The 2,343-nt window shown below is 69.6% G+C and carries 3 protein-coding genes and 1 pseudogene; 1 reads left to right on the top strand and 3 read right to left on the bottom strand.

Annotated features, from left to right (window positions below):
• From PKH97_RS15945 to PKH97_RS15935, 3 genes and pseudogenes are all read right to left on the bottom strand, one after another.
• Positions 1-192, bottom strand: a pseudogene (locus PKH97_RS15945) (tautomerase family protein); the annotation flags it as partial.
• A 53-nt stretch (positions 193-245) separates the two neighbouring features.
• A complete protein-coding gene (locus PKH97_RS15940) occupies positions 246-1,163 on the bottom strand; it encodes a PfkB family carbohydrate kinase (protein ID WP_324388595.1) in 918 nt (305 codons plus the stop codon).
• Between the two features lie 5 nt (positions 1,164-1,168).
• On the bottom strand, positions 1,169-1,834 hold the full coding sequence (locus tag PKH97_RS15935; protein WP_324388594.1) for a TetR/AcrR family transcriptional regulator: 666 nt from the start codon (positions 1,832-1,834) through the stop codon (positions 1,169-1,171).
• A 109-nt stretch (positions 1,835-1,943) separates the two neighbouring features.
• Between PKH97_RS15935 and PKH97_RS15930 the strand changes: the two genes are divergently transcribed.
• Positions 1,944-2,343, top strand: a 400-nt coding sequence (locus PKH97_RS15930; protein ID WP_324388593.1) for an alpha/beta fold hydrolase, incomplete at its 3' end; no start/stop codon positions are given.

Raw genomic sequence — 2,343 nt, 5'->3', positions numbered from 1 at the left:
CGTGTAGCCGTCCGGCTCACCGTCGGCAAGACCGTTGAGCATCCGATGCGGCTCGTAAGCCTGAAGGCGGATGTAGCGATCCTCATCGGGGATCCGGAACGCCGCGACCAGGCTCGCGTTTACCGCCTCGATGATGGCCGCTTCTTCCGCGCGGGTATAGGCGCGGCGGACTTCGATGAGCGTGCTGGGCATCGGCACACCCTGCCACACCGGCGCCAGGGCGGTGGCGGCATTTCCCCGAGGCTTCACCCCAGGACAGCCAGGGCGCGTCGAGCGCGATCACGAGCAACAGGATCTGCCGACCAGCCGAGCGCGCCGGCGTGCTCGACCGACGCGGTGGCAACCTCGGCGGCGAAGGTGAGGACGCCGGCATACGTGCTGGGGTCGGGGACGCATGCCAGCGCGGCGAGGGTCGCGCCGTGCAACACGTCGCCGGCACCAAGGGTGTCGACGACACGGCGAGCCGCAGGGACAGCGACCACGGATTCCGTTGCGCCGGAGAGCAATCGGATGGGTCCGGCAGCGCCGCTGGCGGCCGCCACTCGCGCACCCGCGCCGAGACACCAAGCGAGCGGATCGCCCCCATCACCAGCACGGAAGTCTGCCGAGAGCAGGGCGAGATCCACGTCCGGCAAGTAGCTCTCCATGCCGTCCTTGTAGCTGCCACCGTCCAGCAGCACCGGTATGCCGTGCGCTCGCCCCGCGCGAGCGGCAGCTGCCGGTAGCGACCCCCCGTGCCCATCGACCAGCACGGCCGAGGCTCCCGCGACGGCTTCCGCACAGCGGGCGGCAAGATGTCCGGAGTCGCCCAAGTGCGGGGGCGCCCCGCCCGACACCACCGTTCTCGACCCGTCCGCGGCGTTGATCATCACGCTCGACATCGGCGACGGATTCGGTTGCCTGGCAACGGGATCGACCCACTCGACCCCCTCGGCCGTCAATGCCGACCGCACCCACCCGGTCAGTGGTGAGTCGCCAAAGGGAGCGATCAACCGGGCGCTGAGACCTAGTGCGCTCGCCACACGCGCGGCATTGGCAGCCGGCCCGCCGACCTCGATTCGCTGACTGAGCCCCACGATCTTCTGGTCCGGACTCGGCGGGCCGGCGACGACGTGGACAAGATCGACGGTGACGAGGCCGGCGCAAACGACCGTGCGAGTCACCCCGGTCATGGCACAGCCACCGCCGCGAACCACTGCGCCACCCCCGGCGATCCTGGCAAGGGACGAGCGCAGATCTCCTGCGCCTCCTGAGCCGAGACCCCCAACATCCTCAGGACCCCTGCGGACACGGCGTCGATGGCCGCGGTCGTCAAACCCGGGGTGACGACGGCGGCTCGCATCAACCCGAGCAGCACGCCGCCGACTGCGAGGAGGTGCACCTCGGGGTCCAACGCGATGAACCGGCCCGAGTCCACGCCGGCGCGCAGATCGGCGAGGGCCGCCTGCCGCAGACCCCGGTCGACCAGCAGGATCTCGCTCCCCCGCGCCAGCACGGGCGCGAAGAGATCCGGCTGGGCGGCGCCCAGACGCCCGGTTATCCGGAAGCTGAGGGCGAAGACCTCGGCCGGGTCGGTCAGCGGTTGGGTGAGGCTGGTCACCCACGCCGAGTAGGCATCCAGCACATCGAGGACCGCCTCGGTGAACAACTCGTCCTTGCCCCCGGGGAAGTGATTGAAGAAGGAGCCGAAGCCCACGCCCGCCCGCTTGGTGATCTCCTCGATGCTGGCGGTCTCCCGGCCCTCGGCCAGCAGTTGTCTCGCCGCAGCGAGGAGCGCGGCCCGGGTGCGCGCCCGGCGCTTCGAATGCCCGGTGGGTGCGGCTCCGGTGCTCATCGATCCTCCTGAGATGACGAGTTCATCATATTCGGCTTGACATTTGTGACGTTCTTACTTGATGCTTTCATCACAGTATTTTGATGAATCCATCACTTTAAGGACAGGCATGAGCCTCATCGAACGGCCTGTGCGCGTCGGCGCCCGGGACATCCACGTGGCCACGACCGGGAGCGGGCCGGAGCTCGTCCTCCTGCATGGCGGCGGCCCTGGTGCCAGCGGGGTGGCCAACTGGACCCGCAACATCCCGGCGCTGGCCCGGCACTTCTCCCTCGTCATCCCCGACCTGCCGGGCTACGGCCGATCGAGCAAGCACCTCGATCACGACGACCCGTTCGGCGACCTCGCCGCTGCTATCGGCGGCCTGCTCGACGCGCTCGACATCCCGCGTGCGCACCTCGTCGGCAACTCCTATGGCGGTGGCGCGGCGCTGCGGCTTGCCCTCGACCGGCCGGATCGCGTCGACCGGATGGTCCTCAACGGCCCCGGCGGCATCGGCACCACCCGTG

Origin of the sequence: Nostocoides sp. (assembly GCF_035343835.1) — a bacterium.
GTDB classification, from domain to species: domain Bacteria; phylum Actinomycetota; class Actinomycetes; order Actinomycetales; family Dermatophilaceae; genus Nostocoides_A; species Nostocoides_A vanveenii.
Note: the sequence above shows the minus strand (reverse complement) of the source record. Positions and strands in the feature narration are given on the sequence as shown.

What these genes read in the sequence shown, in the direction of transcription:
- PKH97_RS15935 (WP_324388594.1), bottom strand. Translation starts at nt 1,834, where the DNA reads ATGAGCACCGGAGCCGCACCCACCGGGCATTCGAAGCGCCGGGCGCGC.